This window comes from Vibrio sp. Vb0598 (assembly GCF_033338935.1).
Classification (GTDB): Bacteria; Pseudomonadota; Gammaproteobacteria; order Enterobacterales; family Vibrionaceae; genus Vibrio; species Vibrio alginolyticus.
This window is the reverse complement of sequence record NZ_JAWOTP010000092.1, coordinates 1-1,563: the sequence shown is the minus strand read 5'-3', so window position 1 is coordinate 1,563 and position 1,563 is coordinate 1. Positions and strand designations below refer to the sequence as shown.

Below are 1,563 nucleotides of genomic sequence, written 5' to 3'. Positions count from 1 at the left end.
ACAAAATCTTAAATTGAAGAGTTTGATCATGGCTCAGATTGAACGCTGGCGGCAGGCCTAACACATGCAAGTCGAGCGGAAACGAGTTATCTGAACCTTCGGGGAACGATAACGGCGTCGAGCGGCGGACGGGTGAGTAATGCCTAGGAAATTGCCCTGATGTGGGGGATAACCATTGGAAACGATGGCTAATACCGCATGATGCCTACGGGCCAAAGAGGGGGACCTTCGGGCCTCTCGCGTCAGGATATGCCTAGGTGGGATTAGCTAGTTGGTGAGGTAAGGGCTCACCAAGGCGACGATCCCTAGCTGGTCTGAGAGGATGATCAGCCACACTGGAACTGAGACACGGTCCAGACTCCTACGGGAGGCAGCAGTGGGGAATATTGCACAATGGGCGCAAGCCTGATGCAGCCATGCCGCGTGTGTGAAGAAGGCCTTCGGGTTGTAAAGCACTTTCAGTCGTGAGGAAGGTAGTGTAGTTAATAGCTGCATTATTTGACGTTAGCGACAGAAGAAGCACCGGCTAACTCCGTGCCAGCAGCCGCGGTAATACGGAGGGTGCGAGCGTTAATCGGAATTACTGGGCGTAAAGCGCATGCAGGTGGTTTGTTAAGTCAGATGTGAAAGCCCGGGGCTCAACCTCGGAATAGCATTTGAAACTGGCAGACTAGAGTACTGTAGAGGGGGGTAGAATTTCAGGTGTAGCGGTGAAATGCGTAGAGATCTGAAGGAATACCGGTGGCGAAGGCGGCCCCCTGGACAGATACTGACACTCAGATGCGAAAGCGTGGGGAGCAAACAGGATTAGATACCCTGGTAGTCCACGCCGTAAACGATGTCTACTTGGAGGTTGTGGCCTTGAGCCGTGGCTTTCGGAGCTAACGCGTTAAGTAGACCGCCTGGGGAGTACGGTCGCAAGATTAAAACTCAAATGAATTGACGGGGGCCCGCACAAGCGGTGGAGCATGTGGTTTAATTCGATGCAACGCGAAGAACCTTACCTACTCTTGACATCCAGAGAACTTTCCAGAGATGGATTGGTGCCTTCGGGAACTCTGAGACAGGTGCTGCATGGCTGTCGTCAGCTCGTGTTGTGAAATGTTGGGTTAAGTCCCGCAACGAGCGCAACCCTTATCCTTGTTTGCCAGCGAGTAATGTCGGGAACTCCAGGGAGACTGCCGGTGATAAACCGGAGGAAGGTGGGGACGACGTCAAGTCATCATGGCCCTTACGAGTAGGGCTACACACGTGCTACAATGGCGCATACAGAGGGCGGCCAACTTGCGAAAGTGAGCGAATCCCAAAAAGTGCGTCGTAGTCCGGATTGGAGTCTGCAACTCGACTCCATGAAGTCGGAATCGCTAGTAATCGTGGATCAGAATGCCACGGTGAATACGTTCCCGGGCCTTGTACACACCGCCCGTCACACCATGGGAGTGGGCTGCAAAAGAAGTAGGTAGTTTAACCTTCGGGGGGACGCTTACCACTTTGTGGTTCATGACTGGGGTGAAGTCGTAACAAGGTAGCGCTAGGGGAACCTGGCGCTGGATCACCTCCTTA

General features: G+C 53.5%; 1 rRNA gene. It reads left to right on the top strand.

From position 1 onward, the window contains the following. Positions 1-10 precede the first annotated feature (10 nt). Positions 11-1,563: ribosomal RNA gene (locus R7Q38_RS23145) — 16S ribosomal RNA — on the top strand.